The following is a 21,016-nucleotide window of genomic DNA, read 5'->3' as shown; positions in this document are numbered from 1 at the left end:
GTCTGCCCCCCTCAATCGAAGCCGAGAAAATCGAACAGGTCGCGGTCGCGCATCGGCCGCGGCTCCAGGATGTCCACCCCGGCGACCAGCTGCTCCGCCAGCCGCAGATATTCGCTCTGCACGGCCACGATTTCCGGCTCATCGCCCATTTCGAAAATGGTGCGCTTCTTCAGGCGGGACCGGCGGATCGCGTCGAGATTGGGGAAGTGGGCCAGCCGCTTCAGGCCCGTCGCTTCGTTGAACCGATCGATCTCGTCCGTGTCTTCCGAGCGGTTGGCGATCACGCCGGCCAGCCGCACGTCGTAGTTCTTCGACTTCGCCTTGATGGCCGAAATGATGCGGTTCATCGCAAAGATGCTGTCGAAATCGTTGGCGGTGACGATCATCGCCCGGTCGGCGTGCTGCAACGGCGCGGCGAAGCCGCCGCAAACCACGTCGCCCAGCACGTCGAAGATCACGACGTCGGTGTCTTCGAGCAGGTGATGCTCCTTCAGCAGCTTCACCGTCTGCCCAACCACATAGCCGCCGCAGCCGGTGCCCGCCGGAGGGCCGCCCGCCTCCACGCACATCACGCCGTTATAGCCTTCGAACATGTAGTCTTCCGGCCTGAGCTCCTCCGAGTGGAAATCGACCTGTTCGAGCACGTCGATGATGGTCGGGCACAGCTGCTTGGTCAGGGTGAAGGTGCTGTCGTGCTTCGGATCGCAGCCGATCTGCAGCACCCGCTTGCCGAGCTTGGAAAAGGCGACCGAGAGGTTGGAACTGGTGGTGGACTTGCCGATCCCGCCCTTGCCGTAGATGGCGAAGACCTGCGCGCCCTCGATCTCCAGCTCGGGGTCGAGCTGGACCTGGACCGATCCTTCGCCATCTCCGGGGGTATCGAGCCGGTCGATCGTGCGGTCGAGTGTGTCGAGGGTCATGCGGCGATACCTTCCATACGGTCGTTCAGTTCGTCGCCCGCTTCTTCGAGCGCGGCGAGCGTGGCGGCGTCGGGCGTCCAGAAGCGGCGATCGCTCGCTTCCAGCAGGCGGTTGGCCATGCGGGCCGACGCGGTGGGATTGAGCTGCGCCAGACGGCGGCGCATCGCCTCGTCCAGCACGAAAGTCTGGCTGATCTTTTGATAGACCCACGGTTCGACTTGGCCGGTGGTGGCCGACCAGCCGAAGGTGTTGGTCACCGACGCCTCGATATGCGCCACGCCTTCGCGGCCGTGCTCCAGCATCGCCTCGTACCAGCCGGGGTTGAGCGCGCGGGTGCGGGTTTCCAGCGCCACCTGCTCGGTCATGGTGCGCACCTTCGCCTCGCGCCCGGTGCGGTCGCCGACATAGACGCGGGCCGGGCGAGCCCGGCCACGCCCAGCCGCCCGGGCCATACCGCCCAGGCTGTCGAAATAATGGTCGATCGTGGTGATGCCGAGCTCGGCGCTTTCGAGGTTCTGGTAAGCGCAGTCGACGTTCTGGAGCAGCGTGCCGAGGAGTTCGGTGTGTTGCCGTGCGCGCCCGTCGCGGCCGTAGGCGAAGCCCTTGCGCGCGGCGAAGGTGGCGGCGAGCTCGTCCTCCCCTTCCCACAGGCTGTTCTCGACCAGATGATTGACGTTGGCGCCGTAAGCCCCCTCGGCGTTCGAGAAGACACGCAGAGCGGCGGTTTCGGGATCGACCCCAGCGGCCACCTGCGCCAACGCGTGCTTGCGGATGAAATTGCGCTCCACCGGCTCGTCGGCCTGCGCGGCCAGCCACGCGGCCTCGGCGATCAGCTTCGACTGGAGCGGCAGCAGGTCGCGGAAGATACCCGACAGGGTGACGATCACGTCGATGCGGGGCCGGTCGAGATCGGCCAGCGGGATGAGCTCCGCCCCGGCGAGACGTCCGAACCCGTCGAACCGTGCCCGCGCGCCCATCAGCGCCAGCACCTGCGCCACCGGTACGCCACCCGATTTGAGCGTGTCAGTACCCCACAGCACCATACCGATGCTTTCGGGCAACCTGCCATCGTCGGCCAGCGCGCGGTCGAGCAGCAATTGCGCCTGTGCCGCGCCCTCCGCCGCCGCATGCGTGGCAGGCAGGCGGAAGGGATCGAAGCCGTGGATATTGCGGCCCGTCGGCAGCATGTCGGGATCGGCGAGCATGTCGCCGCCCGCAACCGGGGCGACGTAGCCACCGTCGAGCGCGGTCAGCACTGCACCGAGTTCGTCGTTGGCGAGCAGGCGCTGCGTGATCGCATCCGCCTCACCGCCCTGTGCCTCGGCCATCAGCGCGGCGAGGTCGGCGGCAGCGTCGGCGGGCATGAACCTGCCCACCACATGCAGGCCACGGGGCACCACCGTCGCTTCCATTTCGGCCAGTTGCGGCCCGAGTGCGCAAATCGCCGCGTCGGGGTCGGTCCATTGCGGCTCTGCAGGCGCGAGATCGAGCGATGCGGCCTGCGCCTGGATCGCCTCGGCCAGCGCGGGCGAAGGCCGCTCGTGCCAGCGTTCCAGCGACGCCTTCAGCTCGCGCCATTCGTTGTAGAGCCCGGCCTGCGCCAGCGGCGGGGTCATGTGGCTCAGCGTGACCGCGCCGCTGCGGCGCTTGGCGATGCTCGCCTCCGACGGGTTGTTCGCCGCATAGAGGTAGTAATGCGGCAGGTCGCCGATCAGTCGGTCGGGCCAGCACTCGCCGGTCAGGCCTGCCTGCTTGCCGGGCATGAACTCCAGCGCGCCGTGGGTGCCGAAATGCAGCAGCGCGTCGGCGCCGAAATCCTCACGCAGATGGCGGTAATAGGCGGAAAAGGCATGGGTCGGGGCGAAACCGCCTTCGAACAGCAGCCGCATCGGATCGCCTTCGTAGCCCATGTCGGGCTGCACGCCGACCAGCACGTTGCCGAAGCGCGCGCCGGTCAGCAGGATGGCACTGCCGTCCGATTGCTGGCGACCGGGGGCGGGGCCCCACTGGCTCTCGATCTGTGCCAGATGCGGCTCGCGCGCGATGTGATCGGCGGCGGGGACGCGGGCGAAGACATTGGCGGGTGTGCCCAGCTGCGCGGCATTGCCTTCCAGCACCGCCTTTTCCAGCGCGGCGCGGTCTTCGGGCAGGTCGACCGCGTAGCCGCGCGCCTTCAGCCCGGCGAGCACGTTCCAAAGGCTTTCGAACACCGACAGGAACGCGGCCGTCCCGACCGCCCCGGCATTGGGCGGGTAGGAGAACAGCGTGATCGCCAGCCTGCGATCGGCCACCGGGGTGCGACGCAGCGCGATCATCTTCGCCACCCGCGCGGCGAGCATCGCGGTGCGTTCCGGATCGACGGCCATCGCGCCGCCTTCGCTGTCGCGCCCCCCGACCACCACCGGCGCGATCGCACCGTCGAGCTCCGGAATGGCGAGGCTCATCACCTGCTCGACCGGCGTCAGTCCGGTGGGCGAGGCGCGCCAGTCGCCCAGCGTCTGGAATTCGCTCACCTGGCCAGCGACATAGGGCACGTCGAGCCGCTTCAGCAGCTCCACCGCCGCCCCGGCATCGTTGTAGGCGGGGCCGCCGACCAGCGAGAAACCGGTCAATGAAACGACCGCGTCGACGCTCGCCGCGCCGTTTTCGTCCTGGAAGAAACGCTCGACCGCGGGCCGCGAATCCAGCCCCGCGGCGAAAGCGGGGACGACGTCCAGCCCGGCCGCTTCCAGCGCGGCGATCACGCCGTCGTAATGCCCGGTGTCGCCCGACAGCACGTAGGACCGCATCAGCAGCAGCCCGACCCGCCCGCGCGCTCTATTCGCCCGGGGTAACTTCTTCGCCTCGGTCCCGATCCGTTCGGGCAGGCGCGGGTGGTAGAGGGCTGTTTCCGGATATTCGCGCGGCAGCGGCGGTTCGCCCACGACGCCGCCCGCGTAGCGGTGCAGGAGGTGGCGCAGCAGCCCCTCCATGTTGATCGCCGACCCGGCGAGCAGGTAGCCCAACGTGAGGAGGTAGGCCCGAAGATCCTGCGCAGTGCCGGGGATCAGCCGCAGCAGTTTCGGCAGCCGGCGCAACATGCGCATCTGCCGCTCGCCCGAAGTCGCTTTGCCGGGGCGGCGCGAGCCCTTGAGCCGCTTCAGCCACGCCATCGGGCCTTTCGCTTCGCCCGGACCGGCGCGGAACCCGCCCAGCTTCGTCAGTTCGACCACCGGCCCGGCGGACAGGCAGCCGACCAGCGCGGCGCAGACGTCGCGCCGGGCGCGCAGGGCGTCGATCACGGGGAGGTAATGCTCCTCCATGAACAGCATGTGCGCGACCACGATGTCCGCGCGGGCGATCGCCTCGTTGGCGGCTTGGGCGCGGGTCGCATCGCCAGACCACCCACTGGCGACGAACACGTCCAGCCGGAAACCGGGGAGGTCGCGGCGCACCGCCATCGCCGCTTCCTCCAGCGCGGCGCGCAGATGCGCGTCGAGCGTCAGCACGACCATCCGGGTGGCGGTCTGGCGCGCGCTACCGGCCATAATGCGCCTTCGCCTCGTACAGCGTGTCGAGCGTAATCGAGGCCGCGCCGCGCTCCGCCGCGAAGGCCTCGGTGTTGCGCCGCGCCTTGCCGCGCACGAAGAACGGGATTTTCTTGAGTTCCGCCTCCGCGTCGGCATCCCAGCACGGAGCGCCATCGGGCTCGGTCTTCGGCTCGTCATTGGCTGGCGCAGCGACGGTCGCCTTGCCCAGATGCGACGGGCCGGCCGCGTCGTGGAACTCGCTGTCCTCGCGGAACATGGCGAGGAGGTGCTCCTCAAGCCCCATGGTCAGCGGGTGGACCCAGCTGTCCCACAGCACGTTCGCGCCCTCGAACCCCATTTGCGGGGATCGGCGCGCGGGATAGTCCTGCACGTGCGCGGGGGCGGAGATCACGGCGCAGGCCATGCCCAAGCGCTTCGCGACATGCCGCTCCATCTGCGTGCCCAGCACCATCTCGGGCTGCGCGGCACGGATCGCTTCCTCGACTTCGAGGTAGTCGTCGGTGACGAGCGCCTCGAGCCCGTATTCCTTCGCCGCGGCGCGCACGGCGCGGGCATGGGTGCGCGAATAGGTGCCGAGCCCCACGACCTCGAAGCCGAACTCGTCGCGCGCGACGCGGGCGGCCGCGACGGCGTGGGTCGCGTCGCCGAAGATGAAGACGCGCTTGCCGGTGAGATAGGTGCTGTCGATGCTGCGCGAATACCACGGCATGCGGCACTGGCTTTCCAGTGCTAGCGCGGGCGCGGGATCGACACCCGCCAGCGCCGCGACCTCGGCGATGAAGTCGCGCGTCGCGCCGACGCCGATCGGTACGGTGCGGGTGCGCGGCTGCTTGTGCGTACGCTCCAGCCAGTCGGCGGCGGTATCCGCGATCTCGGGATAGAGGACGACGTTAAAGCTCGCCTCGCCGATCCGGGCGATGTCGGCGGGGGAGGCCCCTTCTGGCGCGACCACGTTCACCGCGATGCCGAGCTGGGCCAGTATCGCGCGCACCTCGGCCACGTCGTCGCGGTGCCGGAAACCGAGCGCGCAGGGTCCCAGGATGTTGCAGGTTTTCGGCGCGCGATCCTCCGGCGCGACCGGGCGGTGCAGCCCGCGCACGAGGCGGTAGAGCGTCTCCGCCGCGCCCCAGTCTTCCTTCTTCTGATAAGCGGGCAGTTCCAGCGGCAGCACGGGCACGTTCAGCCCCAGTGTCTTCGCTAGGCCGCCCGGATCGTCCTGCAGCAGCTCCGCCGTGCAGCTCGCGCCGACCAGCAGCAGGGCCGGTCTGTGACGCTCGACCGCCTGGCGTGCGGCGTTCTTGAACAGCTCTGCCGTATCGCTGCCGAGATCGCGCGCCTGGAATGTGGTGTAGGTCACCGGCGGGCGGGCATCGCGCCGCTCGATCATGGTGAACAGCAGGTCGGCATAGGTGTCGCCCTGCGGTGCATGCAGCACCAGATGGGTGTCGCGCATCGCGGTGGCGATCCGCATCGCGCCGATATGGGGCGGCCCCTCGTAGGTCCAGAGCGTGAGTTCCATCAGACCGCCAGCCTTTCGCGCCGACCCAGCGGGCGGGCGAACAGTTCCGCGAGGTCTCCCGCCTGCTCGAACCCCTGGATGGGGCTGAACACCAGCTCGATCGACCACTTGGTCGCGAGGCCTTCCGCTTCCAGCGGATTGGCAAGGCCGAGGCCGCAAACGGTCAGGTCGGGGCGGCTGGCGCGCACCCGGTCGAGCTGGCGCTCGACGTCGCAGCCCTCGTGCACGGTGCTCTCGCCGAGCAGTTCCAGTTCCGGCCCCATGATCCGCCGGTTGCAATAGGGCGTGCCGATCTCGCCCACCCGCATGCCGAGTTCGCGCGATAGAAAGCGGGCTAGGGCAGGTTCGAGCTGGCTGTCGGGGAAGAAAGCGATGCGCCGTCCGCCGAGCGCGGGGCGATAGCGCTCCAGCGCGCGGCGGGCGCGGGCGCGGGGGAGGGCGATGGTGTCCTCAAGGCGCGCGGGATCAACGCCGAACGCCTGCGCGGGGGCGCGCAGCCAGCCCTCGGTCCCTTCCGCGCCGAGCGGGAAGGGGGCGGCGATGTGGCGCGCCCCGCGCTTCTCCAGTGCCGCGAGCGTGTCGGTCAGGAACGGTTGCGCGAGCAGCACCTTCGTGTTCGGGCCGACCGGCGTATCGAGCACCACGCGGCGCGAGGGCAGGAACTGTACGGGGATGCCGAGCTGCTCGAACAGGCGGGCGAACTGATCCTCCACCACGTCGGCCAGCGCGCCTACCACGAGCAGTTCGGGTTCCGCGCCGACTTCGGCGACAGGAAGCTCGTGCACGATGCTGGCGAGGCAGGCGTCCTCGCCCTGAGTGAAGGTGGTCTCGATCCCGCTGCCCGAATAGCTCAGCACACGGGTGCGCCCGACATGGTCGCGCGAGAGGCGCTGCGCCGCCTTGGCGAGGTCGAGCTTGATGACCTCGGACGGGCACGACCCGACCAGGAATAGCGTCCTGATCTCCGGCCGCCGCTCCAGCAGCCGCGCGACCACGCGGTCCAGTTCCTCGTTCGCATCGGCCATGCCCGCCAAGTCGCGCTCGCCCAGGATCGCGGTGGCGAAGCGCGGTTCGGCGAAGATCATCACGCCCGCCGCCGACTGGATCAGGTGCGCGCAAGTGCGGCTACCGACGACGAGGAAGAACGCATCTTCGATCTTGCGATGCAACCAGACGATGCCGGTCAGGCCGCAGAACACCGCGCGCTGGCCGGGATCGCGGACGATCTCGGTTGAATTGCCTTCGGCGGCGCAGGTCGTGGGGGCGTTCATGCGGGCATCGCCGCAGTCTCTCCCTCGCGCCGCGCCATGCGCAGCTTGAGCAGGAACTGACCCGCATTGATGCAATAGCTGGCATATGCCGCCAGCGCGAGCAGGGCGAGGCCGGTGGGGGAGAGCAGGTTGGCGAACAGCGCGACCAGATAAGCGGTGTGGAGGGCGATCACGCCCATGCTCACCACGTCTTCCCAATAGAAGGCGGGGGCGAACAGCCAGCGGTCGAACACGACCTTCTCCCAGATCGAGCCCGTGACCATGATCGCGTACAGCACCGCGGTCTTCAACACGACCGAGGCGGTGGCGAGAGCGTAACCCTCGCCCGTCAGCAGGAACCGCAGGACGAGCACGCAGCTGACGATGAAGACGAGGAACTGCAGCGGGGCGAGCACCCCCTGCACCACCGTCCACGCGGATTCGTCTCGGCGTTGGCGTTGGGCTGGGGTGTAAAGCTGCAAGGCGGTTGCTCCTGAATCGATTGAGCGAAACGGAAACTGCGCCTCACAATGACCAATGTCAAATAATATGGACGACAACAAAAATTGACAAACCGGCGGCTGGCGGTATTTCGTTGACTCCTCGCCGCGAGAGGTATTCCCTCGTATTTGGAGAAACCCGATGGCCTCGCTCAGTCAGGGTTACGCGCGCAGCCCCATCGACGGGAGCCGCTCGGCGCGTACCGGCTCGGCGCGGCGGGAAAGGCGGAGGGTGGCTGACTTTCGTATCGTCGATGACCCTGCTTCACGAAGCGCGTCGGACCCGGACACCGGAACTTTCGAGATCGCGAGCGACACCTGCGGGTGCGACGTGCGCGAACAACTGGTCGGCGAATTCACGCAACTGGCGCTGGCGGGCGAGTGCGACTGCGACGACCTGCTGCACTACGTCGATGCCCATCGCGATCGCTACCAGGATATCGCCGCCGTCGTGGACGATCTGCTGGTGCCGGCGGTGCGCCTGCTGGGGCAGATGTGGTGCGACGACGATGCCGATTTCGTCGCTGTGACGCTCGCTTCGCACCGGATCAGTCTTGCCCTGATGCGGCTGGAGGAGGACGAGGGCTCCATCACGACCCGCCGCGGCCGGGTGCTGCTGGTCAACGCACCCGACGATCAGCACGGCTTCGGCCTGCTCGTGGTCGGATTTCACTTGCGCCGCGCCGGATGGCAGGTGGAAATGGCCGAAGATCCGGCCGCCCTGTTCGCATGTCTGCGGGATCGGCGCTTCACCGCCGTGGGTATCTCGGCGGCGCCTGACAGTTCCTTGGCGAGCGCGGGTCGTTTGATCACCGAACTGCGCCGTCGTGCACCGGCGGACGGTTTGCGCATCGCCCTGGGCGGCGCGTCGGTCACCAATGGCGAAGCGGTGGAGATCGGACGATCCGCCGACCTCGCGACCGAGGATCCCGACACGTTCCTGCGCTGGTTATCCGAAATCGGGACTGCGCATAAATCGCGGCAGGTGGTGGACGAACGGGCGCATCTGCCCCAGTCAGATTGACTTATGGCGAGAGTAAGAGACTTCAGCCACCCGCACGAGCTGATGGGACGGGAAGGGGCAGAGTTCTTCGGCCGCGTCCTTGCGCTCATTTCCGATCTCGCGTTCGTGGTCGATTCCGCAAGCGGCCAGGTACTCGACATCGCCTGCGGCTTCCCCGGCTTCGATCGGGTGGTGGCCCACCAGGTCGAAGGGCGGTCCATCTACGAGCTGGTGACCAAGGAGTCCCAGCCCAAGGTCCGCGACCTGCTGGTCAACCGCACGCCGGGCAAGTGGCGCCAGGTCAACTTCGCCGTGGAGGGTGGGGCGGACCTGCCTGTCTCCATGCGATCAATCGAACTGAGCGACGATCGGATGCTGCTAGCGGGGCGCGAGGATAGCCGGCTGGCCGACGCGCAGCGCAGCTTCGCCGCCGCCCAGCGCGAACTGGAACTGACCTTCGCCCGCCTGCGCCGCGCCGATACGCGCTACCGCTCGCTGCTCAACCTGCTCGATATCGCGGTGTGTACGCTCGACGGACCGCTCAACCGGATCGAGGAAATCTCCGATAGCGCAGCCGGGATCGTCGATGGGGACGCGCGCAAGCTGCATGGGCGGCAAATCCTCGACTATTTCGCGGAAGAGGACCGGGATCGGCTTGCCAGCCTGTTCGAACGTACCAGGGCGGGATATCGGTCCGCCGCGCTGGCCGTGCGTATGCGCGACGGCAGCGAGCAGACGATCCGCGCCGCGCCCTATCAAGCCGGGTCGGGCCGTCAGATCCTCTTGCATTTCGCCGAAGGAAGCGGAGCAGTCGAAGAGGCCGGCTCGTTCGAATTCCTTTCCGGCCTACCTTACGGCGTCGTCACCACGGACCGCGAATTCATCGTCACCCAGGCGAACGCGCCCTTCGCCCATATCGTGGCCGCTCCTTCGCCGGAGGCGCTGATCGGTCGACCGCTCGACGACCTGCTTGGTTCGCGCGGGCTCGACATCGCCATCATGGGTGCCGAACTGCGCGATCACGGCGCGTTCCACAATTTCGCCAGCCTGGTGCCGGTCGACGGTCACGACCCGATCGAGGTCGATGTCGACGGCGCGCGCGTGATGTCGGGCGGCGAGCCCGTCTTTACCTTCCTGATCCGTCCCCGGCTGATCCGCTCGACCGCAGGCAAGAAGCCGGTCAACGAGGATGCCCTGGCGGTCGATATCCAGGAAAGCGTCGGACGGATGCCGCTGAAGGCAATCGTGCGGCAGACCACCGACATCATCGAACGCGCGGCGATCGGGCGGGCGCTGGAACTCACTGCGAACAACCGCGCCGCCGCCGCCGAAATGCTGGGCGTGAGTCGGCAAAACCTCTACGACAAGATCGATCGTCACGGGATCGGCTCCGACAACGGCGAGACCTCGGACGACGGCTGACGTCGCTACTGTCCAATCTTCCGACACGGATAATCGTACAGCGAAGTTGACAGACCGTGGGGCGGGAGTAGTCTCTCCTCATGGCGCAGACGCGACTCCCGAGCCACCCAGACGTTGCGTATCCCGGCGCCGCCGCAGCCCTCGAACTTATCAAGCCGATCACCTGGTTCGCGCCGGTATGGGCGCTGCTGTGCGGATCGGTGGCGGCAGGGGGCTCAGCTTCGTCATCCTATCCGTGGCTGGCCGTTCTGGGCGGGGCGATCCTGGCCGGACCGCTGGTGTGCGGCGGTTCGCAGGCGGCGAACGACTGGTTCGACCGGGACGTCGATGCAATCAACCAGCCCGACCGGCCGGTTCCATCGGGCCGCGTGCCGGGCCGCTGGGCGTTGTGGATCGCCATCGGCATGGCGATTGCGGCGCTCCTGTTCGGGCTCGGCCTGGGGCGGGGCGTCTTCGTGGCGACCGTGCTCGCGCTGGCGCTTGGCTGGTCCTACAGCGCCCCGCCGTTCCGCTTCAAGACGGAAGGGTGGCTGGGCGCTGCGGTAACCGGCGTGGCGTATGAGGGGCTCGCATGGCTCACCGGAGCGCTGATCGTGGGTGGGGAAGCGGTGCTGTCGCGCCCGCTGATGGTGCCCTTCGCCGCGCTCTATTCGCTTGGCGCGCTCGGCATCATGGTGCTGAACGATTTCAAGGCGGTGGAGGGCGACCGGCAGATGGGGGTGAACTCTCTGCCGGTCAGGTTGGGCGTACGCCGTGCCGCGCTGACCGCCTGCGCGGTCATGGCCGTACCGCAAATGGTGGTGGTGGCGCTGCTCGCGCTGGCCGGGCATCCGATCTCGGCAGCGCTCATCGGCGCGCTGGTGATCGGCCAATTCGCGCTCATGCGCCGCCTGCTGCGCGATCCGCAGCGGTTCGCACCCTGGTATAACGGCACCGGCGTAACGCTGTTCGTCGCCGGCATGATGGTCGCGGCGGTCGCGCTGCGCCACGGGGCGGGCGGATGAGCGGGGTCGCACCCGCAACATTCGGCTGGAGCGCGATCGTGCGCATTGGCGTGGTGCAGGCCGCGCTCGGATCGATCGTGGTTCTCACCACCTCGCTTATCAACCGGATCATGGTAGTCGAACTGGCACTGGCCGCCAGCATTCCCGGCGCGCTGATCGCGCTGCATTATGCCTTGCAGATCCTGCGCCCGCGCTGGGGCCATGCGTCGGACGGAGGAGCGCGGCGCACGCCCCATGTCCTGCGCGGCATGGCGATCCTCGCCCTGGGGGGCGCGCTCGCCGGGCTGGCGACCGCCCTGTCGGCGACCCAGTTCAGGACCGGGCTCGCGCTCGCGATATTCGCCTTCACCCTGATCGGCATCGGCGTGGGGATGGGCGGCACCGCGCTGCTGACCCTTTTGGCCGAGCGGGTGGAGGATCGCCGTCGCGGCCCGGCCGCCGCGCTGGTGTGGTCGATGATGATCGCCGGGTTCGTCGTCACGACCGTCGCTGTCAGCATCGCGATCGATCCGTTCAGTTTCCGTCGCCTCGTGCTGGCGAGCGGGGCGGTGTCACTGGTGGCATTCGGGGCGGCATGGCTCGCGATGCGCGGCCTCGAGCCGCGCGGGGCCGCGCTGCCGCAGACCGCGAAGCCACCCTTCAGGGAGGCGTTCGCGGCGGTCTGGGCCGACCGCGAGGCGCGCGTCTTCACCGGTTTCATCTTCGCTTCGATGCTGGCCTACAGCATGCAGGACCTGATCCTGGAGCCGTTCGCGGGCAGCGTGTTCGGCCTCGAACCCGCTGCGACCACGGCTCTCACATCGGTTCAGAACGGCGCGACGCTGGTCGGGATGGGTATCGCCGCCTGGCTCGCCCGGCGGGCGGGCGGTTCTGCCCGCGCGCTCAAGATCGTGACCTTCGCGGGCTGCGTGCTGTCGGCCTGCGCGCTGGCCTCGCTCGCCGCGACCGGGTTCGCGGGCATCGAAGCGGGGCTGCGGCCCGCGCTCGCCGCGCTGGGCCTCGGCAACGGTATTTTCGCCGCGAGTGCGATCGCGCTGATGATGGCCCTGGCGAAGGGCGGGGACGGCGCGGGCGTGCGCATGGGCATATGGGGCGCGGCGCAGGCCGTGGCCTTCGGTGGCGGCGGGTTCGCCGGTGCGGTCCTGTTCGATGTGGGGTCGCGGATCGGTACGCCGGTGGCCGCCTACGGCGCGGTGTTCGTGCTGGAGGCGGTGCTGTTCGTCGCCGCGCCGCTGCTGGTGTGGCGGATCGGCGCGATGATCGGGCCGGTCGGAAAGGTGGTGCGCAATGGCTGAGCGGTTCGATGTGGTGGTCGTGGGGGGCGGTCCGGCGGGAGCCACCGCCGCGTGGGACCTGGCGCGCGAGGGCACAAAGGTGCTGCTGCTCGACCGGGGCGACCGGATCAAGCCGTGCGGCGGCGCGATTCCCCCGCGCGCGATCGCCGATTTCGAGATTCCCGACGACCAGCTATGCGCCCATATCGACGCCGCGCGCTGCGTCGCGCCGTCGGGACGCACGGTGACCATGACCATCGCCGACAGCCTGCCCGGTGCCTATGTCGGCATGGTCGATCGCGCCGCGTTCGATCCGTGGCTGCGCGAGCGGGCCGCTTCGGCCGGGGCGGACCTGCGACACGGGCGGTTCGAGAAGCTGGAAGAGCTGGCCGACGGCTCGCTTGCGGTAAGCTACCGCACGGGACGCGACGCCGAACCGACGATCGTCGAGGCGCGCTATCTGATCGGGGCCGACGGCGCACGGTCGGAGGTCGCGCGGCAGGCGCTGCCGAAGGAGCGCAGCCGCTACGTCTTCGCCTATCACGAGATCGTCTCCGCCAGGGGACCTGACGCGGTCGCCCCCGATTGCTGCGACGTCATCTATCGCGGCGACCTGTCGCCCGATTTCTACAGCTGGGTCTTCCCCCATGGCGACACGGTCAGCATCGGCACCGGCACCGCGCGCAAGGGCTTCTCGCTGAAAGGCGCGGTGGCGCAGCTGCGCGACGAGCTGGGGCTGACCGAGGATGTGGTCACGACCGTGCGCCGCGAAGGGGCACCGATTCCGTTGAAACCGCTCAAGCACTGGGACAATGGCCGCAATGTGCTGCTGGTCGGCGACGCGGCGGGCGTGGTCGCACCTGCTTCGGGAGAGGGCATCTACTATGCGCTCACCTGCGGACGCATGGGCGCGGCGGCAGTCGCTACTGCGCTGGCGACCGGCGATGCGCGGCATCTGGCGGGCGTGCGCCGAACCTTCCTCGCCGAACATGGCAAGGTGTTCCGCGTGCTCGGCCTGCTGCAGGCCTGCTGGTATCGCAGCGACTGGCTGCGCGAGCGGTTCGTCGCGCTGTGCAAGGATGCCGACGTGCAGCGGCTGACCTGGATCGCCTATACGCAGAAACGGATGGTGAAGGCACAGCACGCGGCGCATGCGCGCCTGCTGCTGACCAATATCGCCAATCTCGTGCCCGGCTGGTGGAAACGCTGGCGCTCTTCGGATGCCGAGCAGGACAACGATATTACGGCCCGGGCGGCCTAGCCTTCGCTCGCTTGCTGCGAGGGCTCGGCCATCGGCTCGCCGCGGCCCCTGTTCACGTCGATCGTGTCTTCCGACCAGCCACCTCCCAGCGCCTTGAACAGCGCGGCGGTCTGCTGGCGCAACTGCGCGTCGCTGGCGACCAGGTTCTCGCGCGCTTGCAGCACGCGGGCCTGCGCATCGAGCAGCGGCGACTGGGACACCAGCCCGGTGCGATACTGCGCCTCGACCGCGCTTTCGGAGCGCATCGCGTCGGCCACCCCGCTGCGCAGCGCGGCGTTACGCTGGCGCTCTGCGGCGATGTTGGCGAGGGCGTCCTCGACGTCCTTCAGCCCTTGCAGCACCGTCATCTGGTACTGGTAATAGGCCTGCGTCCGGTCTTCCTCTCGCGAAGCCACGGTCGCCTTGCGCGTGCCCCAATCGAGCACCGGGAACATCGCCGCCGCGGTGCCCTGCAACTGTACGCTGTCGGTGCTGAAGAGAGATGAGAGGCTGGTCGAGATCAGCTCGGCGATGCCGGTCAGGCTGAACTTGGGATAAAGGTCGGCCACCGCCACGCCAACCTGCGCGGTCGATGCGGCGAGATTGCGCTCCGCCGCGCGGATATCGGGGCGACGACGCAACAGGTCGGACGGCAGGCCGGTGGGCACGGTGGGGACGGGTGCGAGTTCGGGTAGCGGTCCGGCGAGCTCGCCCGAAACCGCGTTCGGCCCCTTGCCGATCAGGATACCCAATGCATGGACGCGCACGCGCGCATCCGCCTCCAGCTGCGGTACGCGGGCGCGCAGCTGGGTCAGGCTCTCGCGCTGGCGGACGACGTCGATTTCGGGGGAGAGGCCGACCTGCGCGTTGTGATTGGCGATCTCGATCGCGCGTTCCTGGCTGGCAATCTCTTCGTTCAGGATGGCGATCTGCTGGCGATCCATCCTGAGCGCGAAGTATGCGTCCGCGACTTCGGCCACCAGCGTGACGGCGGCGTCGCGCGCGTTCCACAGCTGCGCCTCCGTCGCCGCGACAGCGGCTTCCGCGCCGCGCTGCCCGCCGCCGAACAGGTCGAGTTCCCACTGCGCGTCGAAGCCGACGGCATAGGTGGTGATACCGCTGCCGGGCAGGGCGATCCCGGTGGACGGCGACGATCCGTTGCCGGTGCTCCCACCCGACTGGTCGCCCGAACCCCCGCCGAACGCGCGGGCGAGGGAAGACAGGCCCGCATTTTTCGAGAATTCCAGATGGCTGACATTGCCGGTGGCGTTGACGGTCGGCTTGCCCACCGCGCGCGCCCTGATTTCCTCCGTCCGGGCCTGCCGGATGCGCGAGGCGGCGACGGCGATGGAGGGGCTACCGTCGAGCGCGCGGTCGATCAGGCTGTCGAGCTCGGGGTCGCCGAACGCGGTCCACCAATGCGCCGGGTCGACATCGCTGCCGACCGCCGGCGCGGGCTCGGCAAAATTCGCGGGCACGTCGAGCCGTGGCGGATCGTAATCGGGGCCGACCGTACAGGCGGCGAGCGCCAGCGGCGCGGTGGCGGCGAGAGCGAGAAATTTGCGCATCAGTGGCCCATTCCTTCCCGTGCGGTGGAGGAGGTCGCCGGGCGCATCAGCCAGACGAACGGGGTCACCACCAGCACGATGACCATGAGGGTTTGGAAAACGTCGATGAAGGACAGCATCGCCGCCTGTCGCTGCATCTGCTGATACATCACGGCCAGCGCGGTGGTGCGATCGCCGAACATCCGCTCCGCCTGGGCCAGCCAGTCGCGATAGACCGGGTTGAGTGGATTGAGCGAATAGCTCAGCTCCGCCTGGCGCAGCTGCAGATGGTTCGCCAGCGTCGTCTGCGAGATCGCGATCCCCAGCGTGCCGCCAAGGTTGCGGGCCACATTGAGCAGGCTGGATGCCTGGGCGGTCGCGCGTTGCGGCAGGCCGATATAGGCGACGGCGTTGATCGGCACGAACAGGAAGGGCAGCGCCACCGCCTGGTACATGCGGCCGGTCGCGGCATCCCAGAAGCTGATATCGGGCGAGAAGTGGGAGAAGTGCCACAGCGCCCCGGCCTGCACCAGCAGCGCACCGCCGATCAGGAACCGCACGTCGACCTTGCCCACCAGCCGTCCCGCGAAAGGCACCGCCACCAGCGTGGCGAAACCGCCCGCGGTCAGCGCCAAACCGGCGTCGAGCGCGCTGTAGCCCATCACCTGTTGCAGCATTTGCGGGATGATCTGGGTGGTGGCGAACAGCACCAGGCCGGTCATCAGCATGACCACCAGCGTCATGGTGAAATTGCGGTTCTTCAGCAGGCGCAGATTGATCACCGGGTTGTCCACCCGCAGCTCCCAGATGACCAGCGCGATCAGCGAGGTCGCCGAGATGATCGCCGAGGCGGTGATCAGCGGGCTGGAGAACCAGTCGAGCCGCTCGCCCCGGTCGGCGAAATATTCGAGGAAGCCCAGGCCTAGGGCGACCAGCGCCACGCCGACATAGTCGATCTTCAGCCCGCCTTTCAGCATCTGGCGGCGATCTTCCTTCACCTGTTCCGGTTCGTCGACGAACAGCCAGACGAGGATGACCGACGTGATCCCGACGGGCACGTTGATCAGGAAGATCCAGTGCCACGAGATATATTCGGTGATGTACCCGCCCAGCGTCGGGCCCAGCACCGGCCCCACCACCACCACAATGGCGAAGGCGGCAAAGGCCATGCCGCGTTTTTCGGGCGGGAAGGTATCGGCCAGGATCGACTGTTCGACCGGGGCCAGTCCGCCGCCGCCTATGCCCTGCAACACGCGGGCGATGACCAGCGTCTGCAAATTGGGCGAGATCCCGCAAAGGAACGATGCGGCGGTGAACAGCGCGATGGAGATGAGGAAATAGCGCTTTCGCCCCACGGCGTTGGTCAGCCAGCCCGAAATCGGGATGACGACCGCGTTGGCGACGAGGTAGCTGGTCAGCACCCACGTCGCCTGGTCTGTGGAGATCGACAGCCCGCCCGCAATGTGATCGAGGCTGACATTGGCGATCGAGGTGTCGAGCACCTCCATGAAGGTGGGGATGGAGATGATCGCCACGATCAGCCACGGGTTCATCTTCCCCGCGGCGGACCGTGTCGGATCCCACCCCTGGCTGGCGGCGGCCTCGGCCACGGCTCAGCGCACCTTGACCGTCGGAATTACCGACATGCCCGGGCCGATCGGATAGTTGCGCGGATCGGGGCCGTTCTTCGTGTCGAACACGATCCGCACGGGAACGCGCTGGACTACCTTCACGTAATTGCCGGTCGCGTTCTGCGGCGGCAGCAGGGCAAAGGCCTGGCCCGCACCGCGCTGGATCGAATCGACATAGCCGTGAAATTCGACGTCCGGATAGGCGTCGACCTTGATCGACACCGGCTGACCCGGCCGCATCAGGGCGAGCTGCGTTTCCTTGAAGTTCGCTGTGACCCACATCTTGTCCGGGATGATCGCCATCAGCGGGGTGCCGGGCGAGACGTAGGAGCCGATATTGACACTGCGATTGGCGATCTGGCCCGCGATCGGCGCGCGCAGTTCGGCATCGCCCAGTGTGGATTGCGCCTGCTTGATCTGCTGACGCCGCGCCTCGACCACGGCCTGCGCGGCAGTAACCTGCTTGCGCGCGACGGCGATCTGTGCATCGGCGGAGGTGACGTTGCGGCGGGCGGCGGCGGCCTGCGCCGCCGTGCTGCGCGCCTGCGCCTGCGCCTGGTCGAGCTGCTGCCCGGCGACCGCTGCGGGATCGATCTTCTGCAACTGGCGATAGCGCTGCAGATCGGCCGCGGCCTTCGCGGCATCCGCCTGCGGCGCGTTCGCCTGCGCGGCCTGCTGGTTGCGGGCGGCGATCGCGCTTTCGACCTGCGCGCGCGCCTCGGTCAGCTGCGCTTCCGCCTGGCGCAGATTGGCTTCCTGTTCGCCGACCATCGCCTGCTGGCTGTCGGCGCTGATTACGGCGAGGAGCGTGCCCGCCTTCACATGCCGGTTGTCGGCATCGATCACCTTGTCCAGCGTGCCGCCGATCTCCGGCGCGATCTGGACGATATGCGCCTCGACATAGGCGTCGTCGGTGGATTCGTATTGCCGGGCGTGGAGCCAGTAGAGCAGCCCGCCGCCGATGAGGACGACCGCGACGATCGCGAAGCCGATCCAGAACAGCGGCCGCTTGAACAGCGGACGCTTGCCGTTGTCTTCGTCGCTCCCGGTTTCGGACTTGGACGAATCCTGTTCGGAGCTGGATGTGTCCTGCTCCGACTGCGGCGCATCCTGCTCGCGCTGATCTTCGGTCTGGTTCTGGGTATCTTCACTCATGCGGCCTGCTCCCGGCGACTGGTGAGAATGGCCTTTGCATTGGCCACGATTTCGGATTTGATCTGTTCGATGACATCGGGGTCGGAGACGGGGGCCTCGATCAGCCGCTCGAACCCGGCGCGCATGGTCCGCACGACGATCGCCTGGCCGAACAGGGTCAGTGCGACGATGCGGCATTCGCGTTTGGCCGGGCGATCGATCACGATCCGCACCAGTTCGGTCATCTGGCTCCAGAACCGGCCCATCTGGGTTTCGTATATGCGGTCGAAGGCCTCGGTCGGGTTCATCTGCTCGCGCACGATGAACATGCCCTCGGCATCGGAGTGGGTGACCTTGTCGACCATACGGCAAAGGATTTCGCACAGCATATCGGTCGCCGCATCCGGATCGGCGGCGGCGATCGTATCCTCGATGGCGAGGTCCTCGATCAGTTCGCCCATTCGCTCGGCCAAGTGGTCGGCGGCGGCCAGATAGAGACCGTCCTTCCCCCCGAAGTGGTAGGTGATCGAGGACATGGCGGTACCGGCGGCCGCGGCGATGTCGCGCGTGGACGCGCCATCGCGGCCTTTTGCGCCGAATTCGCGGATCGCGGTCTCGAGAAGACGATTCTGAACCATTGCGCGGCGCAGGTAGTTCGTTCGATCGAACAGTCAAGATGGGGCCGCGCATTTTTGCGCGCCCCTTGGCCCCGCGTAACCGCCGCCCTAGAGATGTGCGACGCAGATCGAGAGGATAGAACATGACCCGCTCCGCCCCCGCGCTCGCCGCCCGTTCCTGGCTCTTCGCCCCCGGCGATAGCGAGAAGAAGATGAACAAGGCGCGCGACGGGGAGGCGGATATCGTGCTGCTCGATCTCGAAGACGCGGTGGCGGAAGGCGCGAAGGCCGATGCCCGCGCGCTGGTCGCCGATTTCCTGGCCGACAACGCGGCGCAGGCAGAGCGGCTGTGGGTGCGCGTCAATCCGCTGGACGGGCCGCACACGCTGGACGATCTGGTCGCGATCATGCCCGGCCGCCCGGGCGGCATCATGCTGCCCAAGGTGAACGGGCGCGCCGACGTGGAGCGGTTCGACGCATACCTCACCGCGTTCGAGGCGGCGAACGGGATCGAGCGGGGCAGCACGCCCGTCGTGGTGCTGATCACCGAAACCGCCGAGGCGATGTTCCATACCGGCGACTACAAGGGCGCGCCGCGTCTCGTCGGGCTGACTTGGGGCGCGGAAGACCTCGCCGACAGTGTCGGGGCGGCGAGCAATACCGAACCCGACGGGTCCTATTCCTTCACCTTCGAACTCGCGCGCAGCATGACATTGTTGGGGGCCGCGGCGGCGGGTCTGCCCGCGATCGAGACGATCCACGGCGACTTTCGCGATCTCGACGGGCTGAAGGCGCGGGCCGAGAAGGTCCGTCGGGGCGGCTTCTCCGGAATGCTGGCGATCCACCCGGCACAGGTTTCCGTGATCAACGCGGCGTTCTCGCCGAGCGAGGAGGAAATCGCCGAGGCGCGCGAGATCGTGGAGCTGTTCGCCGCCAACCCCGACGCCGGGGCGATCGGCTGGAAGGGCGGGATGCTCGACCGCCCCCATCTGTCGCGCGCGCAGCGGCTGTTGCAACGCGCCGAGCGGGACTAGCGCTCAGGCGGCGGCCGGAGCCTCTTCCGCGCCATCGTCGCGATAGCGGCGGTCGGGGCGGCCGCGCAGCACCCACCACACGATGCCCGTGGCGACCGCTCCGCCGACGACGTTCGCGGCCAGCTCGCCCGCATAGATCGCATCGGAGCCCCAGCTGCCGCGCAGCAACCAGGCGAACGGCATCATCACCAGGAACACCCGCGCGAAGCTCTGCGCCAGCGCGAGCCCCGCGCGGTCGACCGCGTTCAGCACGCCGTTGCCCACGATCAGCAACCCGTACCCGGCATAGCCCCAGGCGGCGATCGTCAGATAGCGCGCGAATTGGGCGATCACCGCAGGCTCTTCGGTGAAGATCCCGGCGAACCAGCGGGCGGAGGACCAGAGCAGCACAGCGATGGCGAGCCCGTAGCCGACGCAGAACGCGCCCGCCCCAATCGCCGCCTTGCGCGCGCGGTCGGGCTGATTGGCACCCCAGTTCTGTCCGACGATCGCGCCGATCGAGCCAGAGAGGCCGAGCAGGGGCACCACGGCGAAGCTCTGCAACCGGCCCGCCGCGCCGAACCCGGCGACTGCGGCCTGTCCCTCCACCGCGACCAGCGCGGTCAGCACCGACAGGCCGATGGGATTGATCGCGTTGGAGAAGGCGGCGGGCGCGGCCACCCGCGCGATCGCACCCAGCGTCGCGCCGATGTCGCAATTCTTCAGCAGGGTGGGATCGAGCTTCAGCGGGGTGCGATGCACCAGCCACGCCGCGACGACGATGGCGATGGCCCAGCCGATCAGCGTCGCATAGGTCGCGCCCGCGATACCGAAGCCGTCGAAGCCCAGCGCGCCCGAAATCAGGATCGGGTCGAGCACCCAGTTCACCACCGCGTAGGTGAGCGAAAGATAGCTGGTCTTGCGCGCCTCCCCCTGGCCGCGCAGCACGCCGTTGAAGCCCATCATCAGCAGGAGCAGCGGCAGGCCCAGCGCGTAGGGTCGCATATAAGCGCGGATCAGCGGCAGCGTGGTGGCGTCCGCATTCATCAGCCGGAACAGCGGGTCGAGGATTGCGAACAGGCTCAGGCCCAGCGCCACCCCGATGCCCAGCGCCAGCGCAATGCCGAAATTGCCCAGTCGCGCGGCCTTCCGGCTGTCGCCTTCGCCCAGCGCACGCGCGACGACCGAATTGATCCCGACCATCACCCCCACGCCCAGGCTGGAGAGCGCGACCGTGATCGGGAAGATGAAGGAGATGGCCGCCAGCTCCGCCCCACCGAGCTGGCCGACGAAATAGGCGTCGATCAGCCCGACCGACATGAGCGCCGCGACCCCGATCACCATCGGCGCGGTCTGCCCGACGAGATGGCCGGGAATGCTCCCGCGGGTCAGCTTGGCCGTCTCGCTCATGC

The 21,016-nt window shown here is 68.2% G+C and carries 16 protein-coding genes; 6 read left to right on the top strand and 10 right to left on the bottom strand.

Features of this window, described 5'->3' with window-relative positions:
* Nucleotides 1–11: 11 nt before the first annotated feature.
* From bchL to bchF, 5 genes are read right to left on the bottom strand one after another with little or no spacing between them, the layout of a single operon-like run.
* Nucleotides 12–920, bottom strand: a complete 909-nt coding sequence (gene bchL, locus MKP08_RS13905) for a ferredoxin:protochlorophyllide reductase (ATP-dependent) iron-sulfur ATP-binding protein (protein WP_241554344.1) — start codon at nt 918–920, stop codon at nt 12–14.
* A complete protein-coding gene (locus MKP08_RS13900) occupies nt 917–4,447 on the bottom strand; it encodes a cobaltochelatase subunit CobN (protein ID WP_241554343.1) in 3,531 nt (1,176 codons plus the stop codon). The genes bchL and MKP08_RS13900 overlap by 4 nt, the downstream gene beginning before the upstream one ends.
* Complete coding sequence (gene bchB, locus MKP08_RS13895; RefSeq protein ID WP_241554342.1) at nt 4,437–5,969, bottom strand: ferredoxin:protochlorophyllide reductase (ATP-dependent) subunit B; 1,533 nt, start codon at nt 5,967–5,969, stop codon at nt 4,437–4,439. The genes MKP08_RS13900 and bchB overlap by 11 nt, the downstream gene beginning before the upstream one ends.
* Nucleotides 5,969–7,240, bottom strand: coding sequence for a ferredoxin:protochlorophyllide reductase (ATP-dependent) subunit N (locus MKP08_RS13890; RefSeq protein WP_241554341.1), 1,272 nt, complete (start codon nt 7,238–7,240; stop codon nt 5,969–5,971). The genes bchB and MKP08_RS13890 overlap by 1 nt, the downstream gene beginning before the upstream one ends.
* Nucleotides 7,237–7,701 carry a 2-vinyl bacteriochlorophyllide hydratase gene (gene bchF / locus MKP08_RS13885; protein WP_241554340.1) on the bottom strand — a complete coding sequence of 155 codons (465 nt, stop codon included), beginning with the start codon at nt 7,699–7,701 and terminating at the stop codon, nt 7,237–7,239. The genes MKP08_RS13890 and bchF overlap by 4 nt, the downstream gene beginning before the upstream one ends.
* Before the next feature lie 250 nt (nt 7,702–7,951).
* Between bchF and MKP08_RS13880 the strand changes: the two genes are divergently transcribed.
* The 5 genes from MKP08_RS13880 to MKP08_RS13860 all read left to right on the top strand — a co-directional run bounded on the left by MKP08_RS13880 (nt 7,952) and on the right by MKP08_RS13860 (nt 13,683).
* Nucleotides 7,952–8,743 (top strand): cobalamin B12-binding domain-containing protein, encoded by a 792-nt coding sequence (locus MKP08_RS13880; RefSeq protein WP_241554339.1) that lies wholly within the window; start codon nt 7,952–7,954, stop codon nt 8,741–8,743.
* 3 nt (nt 8,744–8,746) lie between these two features.
* Nucleotides 8,747–10,144, top strand: coding sequence for a helix-turn-helix domain-containing protein (locus MKP08_RS13875; protein ID WP_241554338.1), 1,398 nt, complete (start codon nt 8,747–8,749; stop codon nt 10,142–10,144).
* 80 nt (nt 10,145–10,224) lie between these two features.
* Nucleotides 10,225–11,148, top strand: coding sequence for a chlorophyll synthase ChlG (gene chlG / locus MKP08_RS13870; RefSeq protein ID WP_241554337.1), 924 nt, complete (start codon nt 10,225–10,227; stop codon nt 11,146–11,148).
* Nucleotides 11,145–12,443 (top strand): BCD family MFS transporter, encoded by a 1,299-nt coding sequence (locus MKP08_RS13865; protein WP_241554336.1) that lies wholly within the window; start codon nt 11,145–11,147, stop codon nt 12,441–12,443. Before chlG ends, MKP08_RS13865 begins: the two co-directional genes overlap by 4 nt.
* Nucleotides 12,436–13,683, top strand: a complete 1,248-nt coding sequence (locus MKP08_RS13860) for a geranylgeranyl diphosphate reductase (RefSeq protein ID WP_241554335.1) — start codon at nt 12,436–12,438, stop codon at nt 13,681–13,683. Before MKP08_RS13865 ends, MKP08_RS13860 begins: the two co-directional genes overlap by 8 nt.
* On the opposite strand, the gene MKP08_RS13855 is transcribed toward MKP08_RS13860, so the two are convergent.
* From MKP08_RS13855 to MKP08_RS13840, 4 genes are read right to left on the bottom strand one after another with little or no spacing between them, the layout of a single operon-like run.
* Complete coding sequence (locus MKP08_RS13855; RefSeq protein ID WP_241554334.1) at nt 13,680–15,230, bottom strand: efflux transporter outer membrane subunit; 1,551 nt, start codon at nt 15,228–15,230, stop codon at nt 13,680–13,682. The two genes, MKP08_RS13860 and MKP08_RS13855, sit on opposite strands and share 4 nt — an antisense overlap.
* A complete protein-coding gene (locus MKP08_RS13850; protein ID WP_241554333.1) occupies nt 15,230–16,819 on the bottom strand; it encodes a DHA2 family efflux MFS transporter permease subunit in 1,590 nt (529 codons plus the stop codon). Before MKP08_RS13850 ends, MKP08_RS13855 begins: the two co-directional genes overlap by 1 nt.
* 3 nt (nt 16,820–16,822) lie before the next feature.
* Complete coding sequence (locus MKP08_RS13845; RefSeq protein ID WP_241554332.1) at nt 16,823–17,995, bottom strand: HlyD family secretion protein; 1,173 nt, start codon at nt 17,993–17,995, stop codon at nt 16,823–16,825.
* Nucleotides 17,992–18,612 carry a CerR family C-terminal domain-containing protein gene (locus MKP08_RS13840; RefSeq protein ID WP_241554331.1) on the bottom strand — a complete coding sequence of 207 codons (621 nt, stop codon included), beginning with the start codon at nt 18,610–18,612 and terminating at the stop codon, nt 17,992–17,994. Before MKP08_RS13840 ends, MKP08_RS13845 begins: the two co-directional genes overlap by 4 nt.
* Before the next feature lie 122 nt (nt 18,613–18,734).
* On the opposite strand from MKP08_RS13840, the gene MKP08_RS13835 reads away from it, so the two are divergent.
* Nucleotides 18,735–19,625, top strand: a complete 891-nt coding sequence (locus tag MKP08_RS13835) for a CoA ester lyase (RefSeq protein ID WP_241554330.1) — start codon at nt 18,735–18,737, stop codon at nt 19,623–19,625.
* 3 nt (nt 19,626–19,628) lie between these two features.
* Here MKP08_RS13835 and MKP08_RS13830 read toward each other — a convergent pair whose 3' ends face one another.
* On the bottom strand, nt 19,629–21,014 hold the full coding sequence (locus MKP08_RS13830; protein ID WP_241554329.1) for an MATE family efflux transporter: 1,386 nt from the start codon (nt 21,012–21,014) through the stop codon (nt 19,629–19,631).
* Nucleotides 21,015–21,016 lie beyond the last annotated feature (2 nt).

The organism is Erythrobacter sp. LQ02-29 (assembly GCF_022576075.2).
Taxonomy (GTDB): Bacteria; Pseudomonadota; Alphaproteobacteria; order Sphingomonadales; family Sphingomonadaceae; genus Alteriqipengyuania.
This window is presented reverse-complemented; position numbering and strand designations above follow the sequence as displayed.